The following is a 23,000-nucleotide window of genomic DNA, read 5'->3' on the forward strand; positions in this document are numbered from 1 at the left end:
ATTTTGCGTCTCCCAACTTGCATCGACTAACACTCACCAGTTACCTAACCACAATTTAACCCTCACATTATATATATCGTTGTAAATTCCCTATTTTTGCAACCTCTAAAAATTAAGGTGTAAAAGATTAATGTACAAGGAATACAAGCAGTTAAATTTATCGCAAACAGGCAAAGACATCCTGGAGTTTTGGAAGCAGAATAACATCTTCGAAAAAAGCATCAGCAGCCGCCCTGCAAGCAAGCCATATACATTTTATGAGGGCCCGCCAAGTGCCAACGGCATGCCGGGCATCCATCACGTAATGGCCCGCGCCATTAAGGACATTTTTTGCCGCTACAAAACACTAAAAGGCTTCCAGGTAAAACGTAAAGGCGGCTGGGACACCCACGGCCTGCCTATTGAACTTGCGGTAGAGAAAGCATTAGGTATTACCAAAGACGATATAGGCAAAAAGATCTCTGTTAAAGATTATAACGACGCCTGCCGCAAAGAGGTAATGCGCTATACTGATATCTGGAATGACCTGACCGAAAAAATGGGGTACTGGGTCGACCTGGAGAAACCATACATTACTTACAAAAACGAATACATTGAATCGCTTTGGTGGATACTGCAGCAACTGCATGCCAAAGATCTGCTTTATAAAGGTTATACTATTCAGCCTTATTCACCAAAATCGGGCACCGGCCTGAGCTCCCATGAGCTTAACCAACCGGGCACCTACAAAATGGTAAAGGATACCACCATCACCGCGCAGTTTAAAGTTAAGCGCGATGAGGATTCAGAATTTTTATATAACGATATCAATACAGATCTTTTCATTCTGGCATGGACCACCACGCCCTGGACCCTGCCATCAAACAGTGCATTAGCTGTTGGCGAGAAGATCCAGTATGTTAAAGTTGCCACGTTTAACCCGTACATCTATGAGCCGATAACTGTTATACTGGCTAAAGATCTGGTTGGCAAATTATTAAAGGCCGATGGCCAGGGTGCATCTTTCGACGATTATAAAGGCGGCGATAAGATCATCCCATGGGAAATAAAAGCCACTTATACCGGTGCGCAGTTGGTTGGCATACATTACGAGCAATTACTGCCATATGTAACCAATGAAGATCTGGCCAAAAACGGTTTCCGTGTTATTCCCGGCGATTTTGTAACTACTGAAGATGGTACCGGTATAGTACACATAGCTCCAACTTTTGGTGCGGATGACTTTAGAGTTGCCAAAGAAGCCGGTGTGCCTGCCGTTATGGTGAAGGACGAAGCCGGCAAAGATGTGCCGCTGGTTGATAAGCAGGGCCGTTTTGTTAATGAGGTTACCGATTTTGCAGGCTTTTACGTTAAAGAAGAATATTATACCGCCGAAGAGCGCGCCGCAGATGGTTTTAAACCGACTGACGTATTGATCTCGATCAAATTAAAAACCGAGAACAAGGCTTTTGACGTTAAGAAATACGAACACAGCTACCCGCACTCGTGGCGTAGTGATGAACCTATATTGTATTATCCGCTGGATAGCTGGTTCATCCGTACTACCGCTTTGAAGGACAAAATGGTGGAACTAAATAAAACCATCAACTGGAAACCTGAGTCGACCGGTACCGGCCGTTTTGGTAACTGGCTGGAGAATTTGGTAGACTGGAACCTGTCGCGTTCGCGCTATTGGGGTACGCCGCTGCCTATCTGGCGTTGCGATGCTACTCACGTTCCCGAACCTGAAATTTGTATCGGCAGCATTGAAAGTCTGAAAAAAGAAGGTTCTTATTTTTACTTCGAACAAGCAAAAGAATTCTTTTTACAGCATACCGTAACACAAATAATGGAATTCCTTTCAATCCCGCAGGACGAGGATTCTGAAGAAGACCAGGCTATTATTCAGCAGCTTCAAACCGGCTTAAAAAAGGGAATAGTGGAGTTGAGGAACTTTATTGACCTATGCCCAAATAGAGATGAATTGGTGAAAAAATTCTCAACTTCGGTTGATGAATTCTTTGCGAAAGAAAATATCGCTATGGACCTGCACAGGCCTTATGTAGACAACATTATTCTTACTAAATACTATCACAGCCAGGCCTACTATTATTATCGCGAGGCCGATCTGATAGACGTTTGGTTTGATAGCGGCGCCATGCCTTACGCGCAATGGCATTTTCCGTTTGAGAATAAAGAAGAATTTAAAAATGCCTATCCGGCCGATTTCATTGCTGAAGGTGTTGACCAAACCCGTGGCTGGTTCTTTACATTGCATGCTATTGCGGTAATGCTGAGCGAAACCAGCGACGAGATCAAAGCTATTAATGCCGAAGTTGGCAATAAGGGCATAGCCTTTAAAAACGTGATCTCGAACGGATTGGTGCTGGATAAAAATGGCAACAAAATGTCTAAACGTTTAGGCAATGGTGTTGATCCGTTTGCAACCATTGAGCAGTTTGGCGCCGATGCGCCGCGCTGGTACATGATCAGCAATGCCTCGCCCTGGGACAACCTGAAATTCAATGTGGATGGTATAGACGAGGTTCGCCGTAAGTTTTTTGGTACTTTGTATAATACTTATACCTTCTTTGTAATGTATGCCAACATCGACAAGTTTACTTACAGCGAAGCGGATATTGCTATCCAGGATCGCCCGGAGATAGACCGTTGGATCATATCGTTATTAAATACCCTGAGCAAAGAGGTCGATGCTTTTTATGCCGACTTTGAACCTACCAAAGCAGCCCGCGCCATCCAGGATTTTGTGGACGTAAACTTGAGCAACTGGTTTGTACGTTTAAGCCGTCGCCGTTTTTGGAAATCGGATGATTCGGAAGATAAACTATCAGCTTATCAGACTTTATATACCTGTTTAATTACTGTCGCTAAATTGATGTCGCCGATTGCGCCGTTTTTTGCCGAGCGTTTATATACCGATTTAAACAGCATCACCCAAAAAGAAGCATTTGAGTCGGTACACCTGGCTTACTTCCCTGATTATAACGCTGCTTTGGTAAATGAGCCGTTAGAAGAGCGGATGCAACTGGCGCAGGATATATCATCACTGGTGTTATCGCTGCGTAAAAAGGTGGGCATTAACGTACGCCAGCCGTTAAGCAAGATCTTATTGCCGATATTAGACAGAGGCTTTGAGCAACAGATTGACCAGGTGAAAGAACTGATCTTGTCTGAAACCAACATCAAAGACATCGAATACATTACCGATACTGCCGGTTTCATCAAAAAGAAGATCAAACCAAACTTTAAGGCTCTTGGTGCTAAGGTGGGCAAGGATATGAAAGTAGTTGCCGATTTGATCACCAACTTTAGCCAGGATGACATTGCCGAATTAGAAAATGAAGGCAGCATAGCGGTACTTGATTCTAAATATTCGATATTAGCTACCGATGTAGAAATCATTGCCGAGGATGTGCCGGGTTGGCAGGTTGCAAATTTAGGAAAACTAACCGTGGCTTTAGATGTTACCATAACCGAAGAATTAAAGGAAGAGGGGTTATCGCGCGAGTTAATAAACCGCATACAAAATCTACGCAAAAACAATGGATTTGAGGTTACCGACCGGATAACTGTAAGATTATCAGACAGTCCACTGATCAGCCGTGCGCTAAATAACAATTTATCTTATATTTGCGCCGAAATTTTGGCTGATAGTATAGTGGTCGACAATCAGTTAAGTGAAGGCGAAACCACAACAATAGATGAGAACGAAATAATTATTGCTATTAATAAAGTATAATGAAAGTAGAAAACGAAAAGACCAGATATAGTGATTCTGAGTTGAAAGAATTTAAAGACCTGTTATTAGATAAATTAAACAGCGCTAAAGAAGAGTTAAACGCATTGGCATCGTCACTAAGCTCGCCAAATGCTAACGGTACTGATGACACTGCCGGTACTTATAAAACATTAGAGGATGGATCGGCTACGTTAGAAAAAGAGCAGATCAATCAACTAGCCGCCCGTCAGAAAAAATTTATTGAGCAATTAGAAGCCGCTTTAGTGCGTATTGAAAATAAAACTTATGGCATTTGCCGCGAAACCGGTAAACTGATTCCAAAAGAACGTTTACGCGCAGTACCGCATACCACCCTTACTATGGAGGCTAAACTAAAGCAATAAATGAAGGCTGTTTACATAAAACCTTTTTTAACTGCTTTACTAATTATTATTGCCGACCAAGCTATTAAGCTTTGGGTTCACGGACACATGTACCAGGGTGAGGAAATTAAGTTTCTGGGCGACCGTGGTATGTTGCACTATACCGAAAACAACGGTATGGCCTTTGGCATGGAGCTGGGTGGCGACTGGGGTAAGCTGACCTTGACACTTTTCCGCATCATCGCCGTAGCGGGTATTGGCTATGGTATTGTATACCTCATCAAGCACAAATATCACCGCGGCCTGATCATGAACGGCGCATTGATACTAGCCGGTGCCGTAGGTAATATTATCGACTCCACCTTTTATGGTGTTGTTTTTCATTACGCGCCTATATTTCATGGTCGTGTGGTAGATATGTTTTACTTTCCGTTGATATCAGGCGATTTCCCTAAATGGTTTCCGGTTTGGGGTGGCGAGGATTTTGTTTTCTTCCGCCCGGTGTTTAACCTGGCCGATGCATCGATATCGATAGGTGTTATCTTGATCCTGATATTTCAAAAGCACTACTTCAAACACGAAACCCCGGAAGTTGAAGCGCCGAACAGCGAAATGGTAGAAGATTAGGACTCACTAAGTCTCTTATAAATATTAAAAGCCGCTTTATGCGGCTTTTTTGTTTTGTAATAACCCTCCATGTCATTGCGAGGAACGAAGCAATCTCTACACGATAGGTAAGCAATATTATCCGCCTGGCGCGCAGAGATTGCTTCGTTCCTCGCAATGACGGGTGGGGGGTTGTGGGTTGAGGCGCAACCAATTGCCTGTTTGATTTTATTCGTCAATTTTAACATTTAATTCTTCTTATTGCCCAGTCAGCCACCATTTACCCATATATCATCAATTGCTGCCAAACAAAATCTATCAAAAACTTAAAATATTGAAATAATTACCTAAATATTTTACAAAACCCTCCATAAAAATCGATAATTATTAATTTCAGACTAATTTATTATGAATTTTTATAGGATTTTTAAATTGTATTAGTATTTTAGCAAAAGCAATCAATCAAATCATAGCGTTCTTTATAGATTTTTTAACATTCTGTTGCTAATTCAAGTGCCATTCGCACAAAAATTAGCTCAACTCAATTTTAATAACCTTAAAAACTATGATTTTCAAAAACTTCCTTCAACAACCCTCAAAGGGTATGCTAGCTGGTGCGTTACGCCCGGAGCAAACAAATCTGTTAAGACATTTTCAGGCTATAGCATTTAATGCCGGTATTAACCGCAAGCATTGGGCTTTGCTATAGGTGCTGTTTTGTCACGCTCCCCCTCTCTTTTTTCAATCAATCTAATCACTCAAACCCATTAACAATTTTCGACATGAAAAAATTTGTACCCTTTGGCATCCTTATTATTGTAGTTATCCTGGCGTTTGCCTTTCCGGGTAACTTCGCCGCTACACCGGCAGCAACCACACTGGACAAGGCAGATATAGCCTGGATGTTGATCTCGACTGCTTTAGTATTATTAATGACACCAGGCCTTGCCTTCTTTTACGGCGGTATGGTTAATAAAAAGAACGTTATCTCTACTATGCTGCAAAGCTTTGTCTGCATGGGGCTCATCACCATCATCTGGGTAGTATTTGGGTTTAGTTTAGCCTTTGGCGAGGATGTTGGTGGCGCCGGCCTAATTGGTAACCCGGCCTCCTTCTTCATGATGCAGCACACCCTGGGTGTAGCCTGGCTGGGCGGTACTATCCCGGTTATTTTGTTTGCTATGTTCCAGTTAAAGTTTGCGGTCATAACCCCGGCTTTAATAACCGGTGCATTTGCAGAACGTATCCGCTTTAACTCTTACCTCATTTTCATCACGCTGTTCATCATCTTTATCTATGCCCCGCTTGCGCACGCAACCTGGCACCCTGAGGGCATATTCTTTAAAATGGGCGTGCTTGACTTTGCCGGCGGCACTGTGGTACACATGTCTGCAGGATGGGCAGCTTTGGCCTCGGCTTTATATCTTAAAAAACGAAACGAGATCCCTGAATCGCATGTTCCGGCGCGTATTAGTTATGTGATACTTGGAACAGGTTTACTATGGTTCGGTTGGTTCGGTTTCAACGCTGGATCTGCATTAGGCGCAAACGAGCTGGCAGCAACGGCATTGGCTACCACCACTACTGCATCGGCAGCCGCGGCAATGGCCTGGGTTTTCTTTGATATTTTAAGAGGCAAAAAACCATCGGCGTTAGGTGCTTGTATTGGTGCGGTTGTAGGCTTGGTAGCTATCACTCCGGCAGCAGGTTATGTTACGGTATCGCAATCATTGATCGTAGGTATAGTAGCCGCGGTAGTAAGTAACCTGGTAGTGATCTGGAGAAGCAAGACCGAGATCGACGACACGCTGGACGTTTTCCCTTGCCATGGTGTAGGCGGCATGATGGGTATGTTGTTAACCGGTGTATTTGCCACCAAAAGCGTAAACAGCGCGGGTGCCAATGGTTTGTTTTTTGGCGAAACTACCTTGTTTGTAAAACACCTGATCGTTCTGGTGGCAGTATCGGCATTTGCTTTCTGCGGCGCATGGGTGCTGTTAAAAGTTACCGACATGATCAGCACGCTGCGTGTAACACCAGAAGAAGAAATTGCAGGCCTGGACATCAGCCAGCACGACGAAGAGCTTTAATAGATATTGTCACCCCCCCCGAGTCCGGCTGCGGCGACACGCAGTCGGGCTTATTTAACCACTTAAAAATCAATAAAAAAGAAAATTTAAGGTCAAAAAGCAAATAATTTTCTTAAATTTATAATATACAAGTATCGTTTTAATGAGATTTGACACTAAACAATTCTTGAAGCTATTTCTCCTGCTGTTACTCTGCTGCGCGTTCTTTACCGGCAAAGCAGCACCGGCCGGGCATGCTTATCAAAACGATCATAATACCAAAATATCAAAGGTCTTAGGCGCTCAAAATCTGCCTGCCAATCCATTCATCAAGTTTAACTTAATTGGTGGTAACCAGGAAGCCATACGCCAGGTACACAACAAGGTTAACAGCCCGGTTTATACCGCCTACCTTGCTACGCAAACTGCCAATACCTGTATCAGGTATTTTAATTTTTTTTCCGGATACAACCATCACAGATACTCGCTTCGAAACGCAGATTTTCTGTTTCCTTTCCACGTCTTTTGGTAGCAGCCAAAAGGTTCTGTTAGCTAGCTGATTCTTTACCTGCTCCAATTAACGGGAGTGGCACATCTTGCTTACAGATATCTTATCAATCCTTACTGTTGCTTTTATAAGCATAGTTTACGGCAACCTGATAATTCATCAAGCCTTCTTGACAGTCTTTATCGGGCCAGCCTTACAAGCACATACACTTAGATTTGATTGATTGCTACAACAACACTAAATACGTGCATAATTGTAAGTGCCGGCCCTTCACCGATGCTGAATCAAAACCACCGGTTAATAAAGATTTCATTATAGTGGGATAAGGCTGATCCAAAGGGGGGATCAGCCTTTATTTAAGATTTTATCGCCGCTGTAAACCAGCTTAAGATACGTAAAATTTATTGAATAATAAGCCACCGCCGCAAGGTAGAGCTACGCCCTGCATATACCTTTCTGAGTTTAAAAAGTTTTAATCGTTTGTTGTTGATCGGTTAAATGTGAGAGCCTGCGTCCCGTTAATACGGGAGCAGGCTTTTTTCACATATATCTATTCAAAAATCAGCTATTGAGGCTTCTTTTCGGGTGGAGGTGGGCGGCGTTGTTGTTGTTGCTGCTGCACCTGCTGCTGGCGCTGTTGTTGCTGCGCTTGCTGCTGCGCCTGGCGTTGAGCGGCTTGTTGTTGAGCCTGTTGCTGGCGTTGCTGTTGTTGCGCTTGCTGAGCCGCCTGCTGTTGAGCTTGCTGCTGCTGACGCTGTTGCGCCTGTTGGGCGGCCTGTTGCTGTTGACGTTGTTGTGCCTGTTGAGCTGCTTGTTGCTGGGCCTGCTGTTGCTGACGTTGTTGTGCTTGCTCATTAGCTTGTTGCTGAGCGGCCTGATTTTGCTGCTGACGTTGCTGTTGTTGAGCCTGGCGCTGAGCATTTTGCTGTTGTTGAGCCTGTTGCGCGGCTTGTTGCTGTTGACGTTGTTGCGCGGCTTGCTGTTGCTGTGCCTGCTGAGCAGGTTGTTGTTGCTGCACCGGCTGTTGCTGTGCTTGTTGTTGAGCCGGACGCTGGGATCTTAACTGACCACGGTGCTGCTGTTGTGCTTGCGGCACGGCTTGCTGTTGTTGCACTGGTTGGGTCTGCGGTTGTGCTTGCTGACCTGTTGATTGCGGCTGTACAGTTTGTCCATTCTGCGGCCTGGTCGGCGTTAGGTTAGGGCGGTTTTCTGGCCGGCCATGGTAAGGCACTGTTTGTGCCGGATTATTATTTTGCTGAACAGGGTTTGCCTGATTTTGCTGCGGTGGTGTAACGTTTCCATTTCCCCTTGGCGTAGTATTCCCTTGTTGTGTGTTTGCACTGCCGCGTGGTGCCGGGGCGGTAGTAACCGGTGTTTGCGGGTTAGTAGCCGCGGGCTGTGGCCTGGTTGCCGGCACCTGTGCAGGTTGAGACGGTCTTGCTACAGGCTGATTGGTACCGGCGCCTCCGTTTACACCCACTGTATTATTAGCTGGGCGACTACTACGGGCGGTTTGAGCCAGTTTTTGGGCATTAACCCGGTTAAATGTTAATGATTGACGGTTGCCAATACGCTGATTGGGATTTTGTTGCTCATAAGTTTTCCCATCAACCACTTGTTGAGGGCGTGCACTAGGCGTACGGCTAATACGTGGTCTGAAAATATTTACTACGTTAGCACCAACCGTTATACTGCCCGGTCTACTGGCATCGGCAAGCCTGTATACTGTTGGGCGCTGATGTGTGTAGCGCGCAATATCTGAAGCATGTGGCCCACCTGTATAGCTACGACCATTGTAAACAAAAGTATTATTGATCACAGTAGAATTACGGTAAACAGTTCTCACCCGTTCGCGCGGAAGATAATAACCGTAAAGACTTGGGCTATACATGTAAGCGGCAGGTGCAAACGTCCAATAATCATCGTAACCGGCACCACCAATTGATGCACTTAAATCTGCATCGGGCGATATAGGGGCCCAACCATAGTAGCCATTGCCCGAACGCCATACTACCCATGCAGGCGACCAATCATAGCCCGGGATCCATTCCCATCCATAATAATCATCAAAGCGCCAGGTTCCATAGTGAAAAGGCGCCCATCCCCATTCGTAATTTGATACCCAGGTATTGCCATACTCTGTCATGGCCCAATACCCGTTGGTTTGGTAGGGCATAAAACCTTCCTCAACGTCCGGCAGCCAAACGTTGCCATAGGTAGCATCATTAACCCAGGTACCATAGGGCGAAAGGGCGTCGTAAAAGTCTTGCTCAGATAACGCTTCATCCTGGGCCTTAGTTATTTTCGGGGCAGCAACTATCAGCAATATTGCTAATAAGCTTATTCCCCATATTTTATTTAAGATTTTCATGTTATTACAATTAAAACTGTGAAAGATCGGTTTATTGGTTGGACTTGTTAAATATAAAATCGTTTAAATTCGATAATTGTTTTGTTTAAGATAATTCTGCTTATCTGTCTGGCTTGGTGCCAACCGACGAAATACTTGCTTTAACTGCCTCCATCACCGGGTCATTGCCTTTATAACGGATGCTATATAAAGGTTCTGGCACTTCTATATCCGGCGTTAACCCTTCACCTTGATTCTTACCCGGTGTCCGAGCCGCGTAATACCATACTATAGGCAAATACAGTTTAACATGCGTTTCTGGCAAAGTCATTGGTTTTGGCCCGGCATCGCTTCCATAACCGCTATTTCCTGTTTCTTCGCCGACAGTAATACAATCCCGCTGACTTTTAACCGCAGTAGTAAATAACGCCGCCGCCGAAAACGAGCCGCCGTTAATTAACAGGTAAAGTTTGCCTTTAAACTCATGCATTCTTGTCCACTTAACCGCACCAATATCATAAGTGTCTCTTCGCAAACTATGGCCCAAACCCTCTATATCTGCAATACTAACCTCATTCGTCTCGCTTTTTTTGCTTAAATATTCAAATCGTCCGGGATTTACAAAGCCTTCGTCTGATAGCGCCACCTGATAACCATTGTTCATCACATAACCCATCAAATCATCAAATATCTCCACTTCGCCTCCCGGGTTATTACGCAGATCAATAATTAGGTTAGTAATATGGCGTTCTCTTATTTCTTTGAAAAACGTTGCGTGTAGATGCTCGTAGTCTTTTTTATATTCAAAGTTAGGGATGGTGATAACTGCAGTACCGGGCATATCTAGCGGGTACCTAATGTTGGGTGGGTTTGATGCATTTGAATAAGGAGTCGACCTGATAGCGTTGTTAGCCTGAACTAATGTCCGTTTAATCTTCCCCTTTTCATTTAACACAAAAAAATACTGGCTCTGATCGCCATTGATTAAATTATACAGATTAACAAAATCAAGCGATATCTTACTGTCTTTGAAAGCATTACTGTAACCGTCGCCCGAAACAAAATCACGCATTCGTTTTAATATATCCGGACCTGACACATTATTGATGGCCAACACCTCGCTCCCTTGTTTTAACAGCGAGTCTTGTAATCGTACGTTGCTCCTGATAAATAAGCGATTACTCTGGATGTAAAACAATGCCGGCAATAATTTGTGATTGGTTGTGAAATAATGTTTACGAAAAGCATCGCTCAGATATAACGAAGTGTGCCCCGAACCTAATTTGGCTATTATTTGCACTAAAATCCTCCAGTATTCCAACTCATTCATCGGGTGATCGAGCTGTACTAAAGCTTTATCAAAATAAGTGTCAACCGAGTCTTTAGAATGATAGCGATACAGACTTGGGTGAATAGTTTCTAACGTCGCCCTAAAAAAAACAAAGTCTGATTTTAGTTGGTTAACTGTATAATATTTTGTGAAAACACTTTTAGCGGTGTCTTGCGCCTGGCAAAAATAAACACATAAAACAGCGATAAGGATAAGGGCACGTTTCATAAGGTGGATAAATATAACACAAAGCCAACAACAAACTTTTCCACCTTTATACTAAAATATATTTATTTCAATATTTTTACGTTTTATCATCATACACTATGAGCACAGCAGTAAATATTCCACGTCTCGATCTTAATTCCTATACTCACGGTAGCGAGGCCGAACGCAAACAATTTTCGGACGATATAGGCAAGGCTTTTAACGAAACCGGCTTTGTTACCATTACCAATCATGGTTTAAGCAAAGAATTAATAGACGAGTTATACAACCAGGTTAAAACGCTCTTTGCTTTGCCTGACGACGTAAAATCAAGCTACGAAATACCAGAGCTGGCGGGCCAGCGCGGTTATACCGGCAAAGGCAAAGAAACGGCCAAAGGTTTTAAAACGCCCGACTTGAAAGAGTTTTGGCAAATTGGCCAAACCGTTAAGGGAGATCCAGAATTAGAGAAAGAATATCCAAAAAACTTACAGGTAAAAGAGCTGCCAAAATTTAACCCGATAACCTTAGAGGTTTACCAAAAGCTGGAGGCTATAGGGAAGGATTTGCTACGTGCCATTGCGGTTTATTTGAACCTGGATGAGCATTACTTTGACGGCAAGGTAAACAATGGTAACTCGATATTACGCACGCTGCACTACTTCCCTATTGAAAACCCCGATGCAGTACCTGCCGATGCGGTACGTGCGGGTGCGCATGAGGATATTAACCTGATTACCTTATTAATTGGCGCCAGTGCCGACGGTTTAGAAGTGCTAACCCGCGACAATACCTGGTACCCGGTAAAAGCGCATGGCGAGGATTTGGTAGTAAACGTGGGCGATATGCTGCAGCGTTTAACCAATAACAAACTAAAATCGACTACGCACCGGGTGGTTAATCCGCCGCGCGAACTGATGAAATTTTCGCGTTTTTCGGTGCCATTCTTCCTGCACCCAAAATCTGATATGGATTTGACCTCTTTGCCGTCAACTATTGACGCCGAACATCCGAAATTATATACAGACACTACCGCAGGCGAATACCTTGACGAACGCTTACGCGAAATAGGATTGAAAAAATAAATAGCAATTTGCTGAGATATACCAGCCGTTATCTTCCACCGGGATATAACGGCTGCGTTGTTTTAGGGGAGTTTGCTGAAGTCTATTTGAGGCGGCGTTCTGACAATAAGCCTATTGGCCGAGAATTGCAGGTCAAGAGGTGTAAAATTATTAAAGAACCCACCATTCATTAAGTAAAACCCTCCCGGGCCGGCCTTAATGCCATAATCTTTGCGATAATTGATCTTTGCCGTTTCATCGCCGCTAAACCTGGCACCATAAATTGCTTCCCAATGGCCATCTATATCGACCGTCCACTGATTAGCAAAGAAAGCTTCGCGCATTTTATCGCCATAGACCGGATCAAAATTCTCAACGAACGAATGCAAACCCGTTAAATACGAACCCGATTGCGGGCGTTTAAAACTGGCTATTAATTGCCATTCGGTTGCATCTTTGGGTTTGAAGTAAGCGGTATAGATAGTTGTTTCTGCCGCAATATCGCCTTGAGCGCGTATCAAAAAGCAATAGGTTTTACCAGCCACCCAGGGGTAGACCAAATAGCTTTGCCCGCCCGAACCTTCGCCGCCAAATTCACCACTATGAACGGCCTCTCCTTTTTTAAGCAGCTCAACCTTCAGATTATCAGGTATAGATTTAGAATCATTTGTTTCATAAGGGCTCCACACAGAAAATAGTAATCGCCTTTCAGTTGCCGAGTTAGCCTGCATGCCAAAATAACCACCGCTAAAACCATCAGCCATAAAATAAGAACCAATAATATCTTTGCCCGGTGGTATGGTAACCTCGTTATAAAACCATTCTATTGATTGTTTTGGAACATTATAAACCAAATGAACAGAAGGCCCTCGCCTGCCCCAGTGGAAGTAGTTGCCATGATTATCATGTACGTAGGCCGCTTTGTTAAGTGCCGGGCCGGTCAATACTAAACCAGATATGTTGGCAAAGATTAAACTGGTTTTGGTGATGCCGATAATCTCAAATTTTAAATACCCGGTTTGGCTTACCCTTATTTTACCAAAGCTAACCTCGCCGGAAGCATTATTGGCAGAGACTGTTTTACTTAAAACCTGATTCAGAAAATGGATCTCTATTTTACTCTCACCATCTGGAACCCCGAGCTTCAAACCTACGTTGAATTCGCCCACAGATTCAACCCGCACATAAACGCTCACGGTATCGTTTGCCGACACCCAATTCATTAAACCGTCGTCAATGATTTTCGCCTGAGCGTCTGGTTTTACCCAGGCATTGCCTCCTAATGGGATGTTTATGGTGGTATCCGTGCTTTGCGCAAGCGATTTGCCGGGCATAAAACACCATACCGCAACTAACATCTGTATAATGCTACCAATCAGTTTGCGAATCAACATATCTGGAGAACTTTGAAGTAATTAGAGCTTACCGCTCATTTCGGCTTTGATGGCCCTTAGTAGCTCATAAGGGTGTTGCGAGCCGACGATATAAACTAAACCATCACGATCTGTCAAGTGCACGGCGTCTCTGCCGGCTGCAAAAAAGCGGATGGTGCCTTTGGTATGCAGGTTGTATACCGGGTTATTAAATAAATAACGGCTGTATGGCGCTACCTCGGCTTTGATAATACTATTCAGGTCGATCTTTACCAGCCGGGTTGTCCAAAGGCCGTTGAGTACGACACTTTTGTTTTCTATCCGGGTTCTGAAATGTGGCAAGAAACCCATGATGATAGAAATGATCAAAATCGCAAAACCCACCACAGCCAGCAAATCGCCATTTTTGTCGCCGGCGTTGGTAAAGGCATATACTGCAAAGCAAAAAATAGACAATACCAACCGTATACACAGCGGAATAAACTCGCGGCCTAAATATTGCTTTTCGGTAAAAATCACTTGTTCGCTCATCTTTTATACAGTTCGAAGATAATTACTTTTTTGGTGTTTTCAGTTACTTTATAACGATCGTCGGGCCTATAACCGCCCACCCATATAATTTCGTTGTTACCATTTATCAACAACGGTATTTGCTGTTTTTTGTGTACAGGTATTTTCAGGCCGATGAAAAAATCGCTTAGTTTTTTGCGGGTTTTCATTCCCAGCGGATAAAAACTATCGCTTTGCAGCCAGGCGCGGATGCTCAGTGGATAGACCAGCTTAGCGGCATCAACCGAAACCGCCATGGGGTTATCTTTGATAATTAACGGTGTATCATCATGCAAAATATTCAGTCTATAATCGCCATAGTGAACCGACTCATCATTCTTTAAAATGCTTACCGTTTGATGCTCCGCTTTTTCGAGGGGTGCGATGATTAATTTATCCCGGTCAAGAATTAGTTTAAAACTCGCTGACTCAAACACCCGCCCCGAATGTTTATCCAAAGAGGCGATCAGGTCGTCAATACTTGTTTCATTAAAACCGTAAGGCTGCAATAGTTTATAAAGCAACAGGCGTTGCGGGTTTAGTTGCTTAACAGCAGCAATCGGCACATGAATTTCCTCGTCAACAGCTGTCAACCATTCAGCTTTCAAGTCGGCTACCCTAAGTTCCAGCAAAGTTTCCAGGTCCTTGAATCGCTGCAGGTTATTTTGGAATGTATTTTCCAGCGCAGGATTTAGCTCCCGCAGCTTGGGTATTACTTCATGCCGCAGTTTATTACGCGCATATTTGGTCGATGCGTTCGAGCTATCCTCCACATAAGCAAAGCCATTGTCTTTGATCAGCTTTTCAATTTCGTCGCGTGTCAAAAATAAAAGCGGCCTTACCAGTAGGCCGTTTTTTGGCAAAATACCATGCAATCCGGCTATGCCGGTGCCGCGTACCAGGTTTAACAATATTGTTTCAATTGCATCGTTTTGGTGATGCGCAAGCGCAATAGCGGTATACTGATGTTGTTGCCTTAACGCTTCAAACCAGTTGTAACGCAGCTCACGCGCTGCCATTTGGATGGATATTTTGCATTCGGCAGCATATTGTTGGGTACTAAAATTAATGGTATGAAAAGGGATATTATTTTGATTGGCTAAGGCTTCGCAAAAAGCCTGATCGGCAAGGGCTTCATCGCCCCGTAATTGAAAATTGCAGTGGGCAATAGCAAATTTGTAACCGGCCGCTTTTAACAAATGTACCATCAAAACAGAATCCATGCCCCCGCTAACTGCGGCCAATACCGTGCCTTCATGGTCAAAAAGGCCATTCTGTTCAATAAAATCAGTAAATTTTTTAGCCGGAAGCATCATCAAAATTATTAATTTAATAACCCCGACAAAAAACTAATTTTGCAGTAGTGAATAAATACGTCTTAAGTTTCTTTCTTTTGCTGGCAACTGCGTCAGTTTGGGGCCAAAGTAAATCAAAGGTTAACCTGGTTAGCTCCACTACTATGCGGGCAACATCCGGGCCAAACGGCACCCGTACTATCAAAGTGCATAACGGTATATTTAAGCAAGATTATTCTACCCTTACCTCAGACAGCGCTTACTTTTATCCCGACCAAAATATGGTTGATGCCTTTGGCCATGTGGTCATAAACCAGGGCGATACGGTACATATTTACTCGGACAAGCTTAATTACAACGGTAACACTAAAATAGCCATATTGACCGACCATGTGATCATGGTTGATAAAGACGCCACGCTTACCACCAATAACTTTACTTACAATACCGCTACCCGTATAGGTACTTACGTGGACGGTGGAAAATTGGTAAATAAAGATAATACCGTAAACAGTAAAAACGGCTATTACTTCGCTTTTACGCGCGATGCTTATTTTAGGTACGATGTAGTCTGCAAAACGCCCGATGCCGTTATTAAAACCGACACCATGCGTTATAACGCAGGTACGCGCATCAATTATTTTTATGGGCCAACCATTATTGAAGGAAAGGACAAAGACAACCTTTATACCGAAAACGGCACCTACAATACCATTCTAAAACAAGCTGCTTTCGGCAAAAAAAACCTGTATACGCAAAAAACCAAATCGCTTAAAGGCGATAGTTTGTTTTATGACAGGATAACGGGTTATGGCCGCGCGGTAAAACACGTAACTTTTACCGATACCGAACAAAAAGTGACACTCAAGGGCGATCTTGGCGAGTATTTTAAGACTAAAGAACTGGCCGTGGTAACCCAAGACCCGTACATGATTATGGTTACCGAGGATAGCACTGCCGCCAAACCTGCTCCACTTTCGCGGGCAGATAGTCTAAAGCTGGCCAATGCACCTAAACTTGGTAAAACTGATTCTCTACTGAAGAGAATGCCGGGTATTGGTTTCAGAAAACCTGGCGATAAAAGGCTTTCGGCCGATTCACTGATTAAGCACAATAAAGCTACTGTAGATACGCTTAATAAAGCCGTAAAAAAGCTAAATAATGGCAAGCCTTTAGATAACAAGCAATTGCAGGCAATTAAAGATTCTGCCGGCAAACAACTGCCTGCCGTACAAAAACTGATAGCGGCCAATAATAATTCGTCGGCCAATAAAATGACATTGCAGGCTGTCAGAGATTCTATGACTAAGCAATTGCCCGCCGCTAAGAAAATTCTCGCGGCCAATACAAAACCATCTGCAACTAAAAAACCAGTAATAGCCCCGCCAACTACTAAATTTCCAAATAAGGTCATTCCTACCTTCGTGAGTGTTTACAAGTATGCGGATACCATGAAAGAGGTTGCCAAGCCGCGGCCCAATATTCGCTATGATTCATTATATTTTGTGGGTGATACTTTAACTACACAGATGATAACGATTAAGGATCTCAAAATCCTTAAACAGCACCAATATGATTTGGAGCATCCGGACACAACCATTAAAAAGGCCCCGGTGGTAAAGAAAGCTTCTGCGGCAGAGAATGCCAAAGCGGCAAAATATATTGAAAAGGAACCATTTGTCATTATGATAGATATGGCATTCCCATACTATGATTATTTTGCGAACTGGCCCAAGCCATCATCGGCTATACGTGTGCTTGCTAAAGCGCCGGTGATAGCTAATGTCATTAAAAAACCGGCTGTATTAAAAAAACCTACAGTGAAATTAACGGCCAAAGATTCGCTGGCAGCTAAACAAAAAGCTGATTCTATTGCTGCTTTTATTAAATCGAAAGAGTTGCCCGATACGATGCGGGTTAGGATTGTAAAAGCCTATAATAATGCCAAGCTGTTCAAGTCTGATTTACAGGCTAAGGCTGATTCTTTTTTTTATACAAGTTCAGATTCAACCATCCGGATGTATAATAAACCGATGATCTGGACGCAGTCATCACAGTTATCCGGCGATACCATCAACCTGCAGTTAAAAAACAAAAAACTGGACAACCTGGATATGTATCCGGCGGCGTTTATAGTCAATGTTGAAAAAAACGACTCAACCTTTTTTAACCAGGCCGGCGGCAAATTTATGCACGGTACTTTTAAAAATAGTAAGCTCAATTCGTTTGATATCATCGGCAATGCCGAAACCATTTATTTTAAGCGCGACAGTGCCACAAACATAGTAACAGACATGTCGAGAACGCAGAGCGGTAAGGCTCACTTCAATTTTGTAAACGGCGAGATCAACAACAACTCTTTTGCCGAAAAATATGAAGCAAGGGGCTTCCCTATCCGCAAAACCAAAGACGACGACAGGATATTGAAAGGCTTTATCTGGAAACCAAAAGACAGGCCGGCATCAAAAGAGGCAATTTTGGCTCACAGAAAACCTACTACAACCAGTTCGTCTAAGAATACCGCATCTAAACCGGGCGACATTAAGGGAACTACAGGCAAGGCTAGCGCTAAAAAATCGGGCAAAGACACCACTGGCGCTGTCATTAAATCAAAAGGCGATAGCGTGATCAGAAAACCTGCGGGTATTAAAGCGGCAACGGATACGCTGAGCAAAAAACCGGTCACCTTAAACCCGGCAAAGGGCATGACGCCAAACCCTGCAGTACCAAATACTAAGGCGGACACTGGTAATCATCAGACTATAAAAGTTGGTAGAGATAGTACACGCAAGGACACTACAGCGAAAAAGCCGGGAAAATCTTGAGTCCTGATTAGCATTCAATCTGTATACACCACCACGTCATCGTGAGCGAGGTACGAGCGTGACGATCTCCGGCAAAGCGATTATTAGCAACCTTGCCGGAGATTGCCACGCTACGCTCGCAATGACGTGATGGGGGATTGCGTTTACTTATAAACTATTCAAAAACTCCGTAAGCTGCTCAACCGCGATGGCGCGATGGCTGATATTATTTTTTTGCTCGAGAGTCATTTCGGCAAAGGTGGTGTCATAGCCGTTGGGCTGAAAGATAGGGTCGTATCCAAAACCGCCGTTACCGCTTATTGTCTTGCGGATCGTGCCTTCTATCGTCCCTTCAAAGAAATACTCCTCACCTTCCCAAATTAAAGAAATCACCGTACGGAACCTTGCCTTGCGATTAGAATTATCGCCCAAACTTTCTAAAACTTTAGCAATATTGGCGGCATGATTACCATGTGTACCCGCATAGCGCGCAGAGTAAACACCGGGTTCATTATTTAGCGCATCAATTTCCAGTCCGCTGTCGTCGCCAAAACAGTTTACCTGATATTTATTGTAAATGTATTTGCTTTTAATAGAGGCATTCTCGGCAAAGGTGACACCGATTTCTTCGATATCATCATGGCAATCTATATCGTTAAGGCTTAACAGTTTAATGCGCCCGGCCAGCTTGGCTTCAACCTCCTCTAATTTATGGGCATTATTTGTGGCAAATACCAGTTGCTGCATATTCCTATAGATTTTTCATTTGCTCCCAAAAAGCCTTTTTGTTATCAGTACTGCTCATCATTTCATCAAAACTGAAGCTGTACAGCAAAGAAGCAGCAGGCGCTTGTTTAAGCTGGTTAAGCTCGGGCACATTCAGCCCTGCGGGGATGGCGTTTTTACCTAATACCAAAACTTTCTTCGGCGCAAAAAACCGGTAGATATCACCCCATTTATTAATTTCTATTTTAGCGATATTAAGTATAGCTACGTCGTCCAGTTCTACTTCCTTACGCTTCAGAATATTTTGCAAAGCGGTTAAATGCTCCTGGTCCATAAAATCATGCCCGGTATAATGTGTAAATATCAAAAAGGATTTTTTATTAGCGCCCAGGTAATTAAATGGTTTGGTGGCGGGTGGCGGGGTTTGAGGTTCCGGTTGTAGAATTTCTGCTTCAGGTTTTACGGATTCGGAGTCAACTTGCGCAACTGTTATCGGTGCAGGTTCTTCAACAACAGGTACCGGTTCGATAACTTCCGCAGGTTCAATTAAAGGTACAGATCCGGCTATTGGTGGGGCAAAAGTTTTTTCGTTAGGCAAAATATAAATTTCGTCCTGGAAAATATACTTCAATGCGGCCGGGTTCTCTGCTCTCACTTTAACAAATTTTAACCAAAAATAGTTAAAGTGTTTGATGCTTTATTGGCATATTCGCATAATTCTAAAACTGCGGATATTAAAAGGCTGGGTTTTACAGTTATATATTGATAAATTTTACCGAAATTCGGGCGTTTTCGCAGGTGTAGCCTGCAGCATATTTTAAAAAGCATAAATGAGAAAGATTGGGTTAGTAGCTCTTGGATTGGTTTTATTTGCCACTGCCGTTAACGCGCAGAAAAAAATTCAATTAGATAAGATTGTTGCAGTAATAGGTAACAGCATTGTACTGCAATCAGACATAGAAGGCATGAATGCCCAGTACCTGTACCAAAATCAGCATGCTGATAAATGCGCATTGGTGCAGGACCAGGTGTCGACAAAAATTCTGGTACAACAAGCTGCTATAGATAGTATCGAGGTAAAAGACGAGGAGATTGATGCCGATATTGACAAGCGCGTTCGTTACTCGGTGCAGCGTGCCGGTGGCCAGGACCGTTTAGAGCAGGCTTTGGGTCGTTCTATCCTGCAATATAAAGAAGAGATAAGACCAGACGTAAGGGAAATGCTGGTTGCGCAAAAAATGCGTGCACACATTACCGAAAAGCTGAATACTACCCCACAGGATGTAAGAGATTATTTCAGAAGAATACCTGTTGACAGCTTACCTTCTTTTAACAAAGAGGTAGAGGTTGCCGAGATTGTTATCGACCCTAAATTGAATAAAGAGGAAAAAGATATCTATCGCCAAAAAGCACAGGACCTGCTTGACCGTATTAAAAAAGGCGAAGATTTTGCGGCATTAGCTACCTTATATTCTCAAGATCCGGGCACAGCGCCGCAAGGTGGTGATGACGGTTTTATTAACCGCGACATGTATGTAAAGGAATTTACCTCATGGGCTTTCAGATTAAAGGCTGGCGAATACTCGCCGGTATTTGAATCGGCTGATTATGGCTATTTCTTTTTACAGGTATTAGAGCGCCGCGGCGAGCAGGTACATACCCGCCACGTGTTAATTGCGCCACCAACTACACCAGAAAGTTTAGATCGCGCCAAGGGGCATGCCGATACGGTGTACAATTTATTAGATAAAAATCGCAAAAATGATTTCTTCGCCGCAGCGGCAGGTTACTACTCAGATAGTAAAGAAACCAAATACAATGGTGGCTTTATTATGAATGCCGATGGTGTTGAACAGCGCTCTACTTATATCCCTACCGATAAATTAGACCCGCAAATTGAAGCCGTAGTTGATACCATGAAAGTGGGCGGCATTTCTAAACCGACATTATTTACAGATCGTCAGGGTAAAAAGAGCTACCGTATATTTTATCTGAAATCTGTAACAGACGCACACAAAGCTAACCTGGAGCAAGATTTTGCTAAATTAAAAGATTACGCTACCAGCGATAAAGTAAACCGTACCATTGCCGATTGGTTCAACAAAAAACGCAAGGATACCTATATCAGGATTGACCCTCAATATGGCGATGGATGCCCGGTATTAAAAAGCTGGAGCACGCCTGAGCAAAAGGCGATTATGCAGGCTGATATTGTACCGGGCGCTACTAAATAATATACCTAAAGCCATATGAAACATCAGTCCGACGTAGAAGCAGCCGATGCTTTAAAGCAGGCCTATGAAAAAATACGTTCTGAAATAAGTAACGTTATTGTTGGGCAGGATGAGGTGGTAAAGTTTGTGCTGATCTCTATTTTCAGCAACGGGCATTGTTTATTGGTTGGTGTGCCGGGGCTGGCTAAAACCTTGCTGGTACAAACTGTATCACAGGTATTGGATCTTGATTTTAACCGCATACAGTTTACGCCGGATTTAATGCCTTCTGATATTATCGGGGCCGAAATTTTAGGCGAGGACCGGAATTTTAAATTCATTCCCGGACCGGTGTTCTCTAACATTATCCTGGCTGATGAGATTAACCGTACGCCACCAAAAACGCAGGCTGCTTTGTTAGAAGCTATGCAAGAGAAATCGGTAACCGCCGCTGGTGTCACGCATAAACTGGCGCAGCCATTCTTTGTACTGGCTACCCAAAATCCTATTGAGCAGGAAGGCACTTATCCGCTACCAGAGGCGCAGTTAGACCGCTTTATGTTTAAGATATCTTTAAACTATCCTTCGTTTAAAGAGGAGCTGGAAATTGTTAAAAATACCACCAGCACCGTAAAGCAATCGGTAGAGAAAGTCTTAAATGCCGAACAGATCATTTATTTCCAGCAACTGGTAAGAAATATCCCGGTAGCAGATAACGTTTTGGAGTATGCCGTTAAGCTGGTTGCCAAAACCCGTCCAGACGGTGAGTTTGCTGCCCCTAACGTAAAACGTTTACTAAACTGGGGTGCCGGCCCGCGGGCATCGCAATTCCTGATCCTGGGCGCTAAATGCCATGCAGTGATCAACGGTAAATACTCGCCGGATATTGAAGATGTACAAGCTGTAGCAAAACCTATATTAAGCCACCGCATCGTACGCAGCTATCACGCGGAAGCGGAAGGGTTATCGACAGATGATATTGTGGCGCAGTTGTTTTAAAAAGATACCGCTCTTTTGTCTTTAAAATTTATCAGATACTCTATTCCGGCAACTTGTTGTATTCCTTCTCTAATGCTGATAACACCTTTGCGATATCCTCATTGTCCGAATTAAGATCTGCTGCCACCGCTAACGTACTTTTGAAGTCTTTTTTTGCTTTTAATTTAAATATCTCATCTATCTTTTGTTTGGTTGTCGCTTTTATCGTATCCTCGGCTATACTCAAACATGCAGAAGCGCGCCTTGAAGACCCGGCTTTCAAATATTTTTTTGCACCTTCTACTGACGAGTATACGGCAATGTCAGGATCGGAAGTTTGATGCATTAATGCTTGAAGATGAAAAGCCGCCCCATCAGAGCTATTAGATAAATATTCCTTTTCTTTACCAATTTCTTGCTTCAATTCAACTTTGGCGTCATCTATGCTTTTGTTGAAAAACTCTTTCAATGCTATTTCCGCGATTTTACGGTCCGCTTCGATTTCGCTATAAAGTTGATCCTTGCTTAGCTTTAATTGTTTTTTCTGATACCACTGCACCGCGATTGGTACGCCAATTCCTATTACAGAGAAGAAAAATATAAGTTTGTTCCAAGCATTATTATAAAACGAATCCATTTTATTCATCAGATCCAAAGAGTCTTTAGAGGACACTCTAACAGTATCTACAATAACTTTTACAACGCGTACTGTATCATGAATGGTAGAAGGATTGGCCATAGTCTAATCTAAAAGGATTTAGGAAATATCTTACGTGAAGGTATAAAAATCTAGTCAAAAGAAAAGCGGCTTACCATTCTGGTAAGCC

17 protein-coding genes are annotated in these 23,000 nt (G+C 43.3%); 9 read left to right on the top strand and 8 right to left on the bottom strand.

Annotated elements, in window-relative coordinates; genetic code table 11:
- The first annotated feature begins 130 nt into the window (after window positions 1–130).
- The 5 genes from ileS (at window position 131) to HB679_RS19565 (ending at window position 7,308) form a co-directional block, all read left to right on the top strand.
- Complete coding sequence (gene ileS, locus HB679_RS19545; protein ID WP_214073717.1) at window positions 131–3,739, top strand: isoleucine--tRNA ligase; 3,609 nt, start codon at window positions 131–133, stop codon at window positions 3,737–3,739.
- Entirely contained in the window at window positions 3,739–4,122 is a 384-nt protein-coding gene (locus tag HB679_RS19550; protein WP_214073718.1) for a TraR/DksA C4-type zinc finger protein, read from the top strand. Before ileS ends, HB679_RS19550 begins: the two co-directional genes overlap by 1 nt.
- Window positions 4,123–4,728, top strand: coding sequence for a lipoprotein signal peptidase (locus HB679_RS19555; protein ID WP_214073719.1), 606 nt, complete (start codon window positions 4,123–4,125; stop codon window positions 4,726–4,728).
- 761 nt (window positions 4,729–5,489) lie between these two features.
- A complete protein-coding gene (locus tag HB679_RS19560) occupies window positions 5,490–6,797 on the top strand; it encodes an ammonium transporter (protein ID WP_214073720.1) in 1,308 nt (435 codons plus the stop codon).
- 166 nt (window positions 6,798–6,963) lie between these two features.
- Window positions 6,964–7,308: a hypothetical protein gene (locus HB679_RS19565; RefSeq protein ID WP_214073721.1), complete on the top strand. Its 345-nt coding sequence runs from the start codon at window positions 6,964–6,966 to the stop codon at window positions 7,306–7,308.
- Window positions 7,309–7,849: 541 nt separating this feature from the next.
- Here the strand turns inward: HB679_RS19565 and HB679_RS19570 are convergent.
- Together HB679_RS19570 and HB679_RS19575 are read right to left on the bottom strand one after the other, a co-directional pair.
- Window positions 7,850–9,655: a DUF6600 domain-containing protein gene (locus HB679_RS19570; protein WP_214073722.1), complete on the bottom strand. Its 1,806-nt coding sequence runs from the start codon at window positions 9,653–9,655 to the stop codon at window positions 7,850–7,852.
- Window positions 9,656–9,755: 100 nt separating this feature from the next.
- A complete protein-coding gene (locus HB679_RS19575) occupies window positions 9,756–11,192 on the bottom strand; it encodes a S41 family peptidase (protein WP_214073723.1) in 1,437 nt (478 codons plus the stop codon).
- A 98-nt stretch (window positions 11,193–11,290) separates the two neighbouring features.
- Here HB679_RS19575 and HB679_RS19580 point away from each other — a divergent pair, with 98 nt between their 5' ends.
- Window positions 11,291–12,256 (top strand): 2-oxoglutarate and iron-dependent oxygenase domain-containing protein, encoded by a 966-nt coding sequence (locus HB679_RS19580; protein ID WP_214073724.1) that lies wholly within the window; start codon window positions 11,291–11,293, stop codon window positions 12,254–12,256.
- Window positions 12,257–12,318: 62 nt separating this feature from the next.
- Here HB679_RS19580 and HB679_RS19585 read toward each other — a convergent pair whose 3' ends face one another.
- From HB679_RS19585 to tilS, 3 genes are read right to left on the bottom strand one after another with little or no spacing between them, the layout of a single operon-like run.
- A complete protein-coding gene (locus tag HB679_RS19585) occupies window positions 12,319–13,629 on the bottom strand; it encodes a DUF3472 domain-containing protein (protein WP_255547669.1) in 1,311 nt (436 codons plus the stop codon).
- A gap of 21 nt (window positions 13,630–13,650) precedes the next feature.
- Window positions 13,651–14,139, bottom strand: coding sequence for a hypothetical protein (locus HB679_RS19590; protein WP_214073725.1), 489 nt, complete (start codon window positions 14,137–14,139; stop codon window positions 13,651–13,653).
- On the bottom strand, window positions 14,136–15,470 hold the full coding sequence (gene tilS / locus HB679_RS19595; RefSeq protein WP_214073726.1) for a tRNA lysidine(34) synthetase TilS: 1,335 nt from the start codon (window positions 15,468–15,470) through the stop codon (window positions 14,136–14,138). Before tilS ends, HB679_RS19590 begins: the two co-directional genes overlap by 4 nt.
- A 50-nt stretch (window positions 15,471–15,520) precedes the next feature.
- Here tilS and HB679_RS19600 point away from each other — a divergent pair, with 50 nt between their 5' ends.
- Window positions 15,521–18,277: an OstA-like protein gene (locus HB679_RS19600; RefSeq protein ID WP_214073727.1), complete on the top strand. Its 2,757-nt coding sequence runs from the start codon at window positions 15,521–15,523 to the stop codon at window positions 18,275–18,277.
- Window positions 18,278–18,424: 147 nt separating this feature from the next.
- Here HB679_RS19600 and HB679_RS19605 read toward each other — a convergent pair whose 3' ends face one another.
- Complete coding sequence (locus HB679_RS19605; protein ID WP_214073728.1) at window positions 18,425–19,003, bottom strand: non-canonical purine NTP diphosphatase; 579 nt, start codon at window positions 19,001–19,003, stop codon at window positions 18,425–18,427.
- Window positions 19,004–19,007: 4 nt separating this feature from the next.
- On the bottom strand, window positions 19,008–19,637 hold the full coding sequence (locus tag HB679_RS19610; RefSeq protein WP_214073729.1) for a hypothetical protein: 630 nt from the start codon (window positions 19,635–19,637) through the stop codon (window positions 19,008–19,010).
- Window positions 19,638–19,812: 175 nt separating this feature from the next.
- Between HB679_RS19610 and HB679_RS19615 the strand changes: the two genes are divergently transcribed.
- Both HB679_RS19615 and HB679_RS19620 read left to right on the top strand, forming a co-directional pair.
- A complete protein-coding gene (locus HB679_RS19615) occupies window positions 19,813–21,216 on the top strand; it encodes a peptidylprolyl isomerase (RefSeq protein ID WP_214073730.1) in 1,404 nt (467 codons plus the stop codon).
- Between the two features lie 15 nt (window positions 21,217–21,231).
- Window positions 21,232–22,194: a MoxR family ATPase gene (locus tag HB679_RS19620; protein ID WP_214073731.1), complete on the top strand. Its 963-nt coding sequence runs from the start codon at window positions 21,232–21,234 to the stop codon at window positions 22,192–22,194.
- A 40-nt stretch (window positions 22,195–22,234) separates the two neighbouring features.
- Here the strand turns inward: HB679_RS19620 and HB679_RS19625 are convergent, their stop codons facing one another.
- Window positions 22,235–22,912, bottom strand: a complete 678-nt coding sequence (locus HB679_RS19625) for a hypothetical protein (protein ID WP_214073732.1) — start codon at window positions 22,910–22,912, stop codon at window positions 22,235–22,237.
- Between the last annotated feature and the right edge of the window lie 88 nt (window positions 22,913–23,000).

The organism is Mucilaginibacter sp. dw_454 (genome assembly GCF_018449775.1).
Lineage (GTDB): Bacteria > Bacteroidota > Bacteroidia > Sphingobacteriales > Sphingobacteriaceae > Mucilaginibacter.